We start from the raw sequence: 254 nt of genomic DNA, 5'->3' as shown, positions 1-254 counted from the left end.
CCGGTCAGCCGCCGGATGGCAGCGGAATGAGCGCGGCCAGCGTCAGTGCCGGGCAGGCGGGAACTATGGAAAGGGACAGCGTGAAAGATCAGGCTGACAGCTATGTCACCGACGACGGCCGCACCATGGCCCGACGGTGATGGAGATGAAGAACATCACCCTGCGCTTCGGCGGCGTGGAGGCGATCAAGGATATTTCCTTCGACATCCGCGAGGGCGAAATCCGCGCGATCATCGGGCCGAACGGGGCGGGCA

General features: G+C 64.6%; 1 pseudogene. It reads left to right on the top strand.

What is annotated here, in order from left to right:
- Positions 1–80: 80 nt before the first annotated feature.
- Positions 81–254: pseudogene (locus tag FCK22_RS18355) on the top strand (ABC transporter ATP-binding protein); the annotation flags it as partial.

The organism is Sulfitobacter sp. 15WGC (genome assembly GCF_005068605.1).
GTDB lineage: Bacteria > Pseudomonadota > Alphaproteobacteria > Rhodobacterales > Rhodobacteraceae > Sulfitobacter > Sulfitobacter faviae.
The sequence above is the reverse complement of the archived record's forward strand: the minus strand, read 5'-3'. Positions and strand labels throughout refer to the sequence as shown.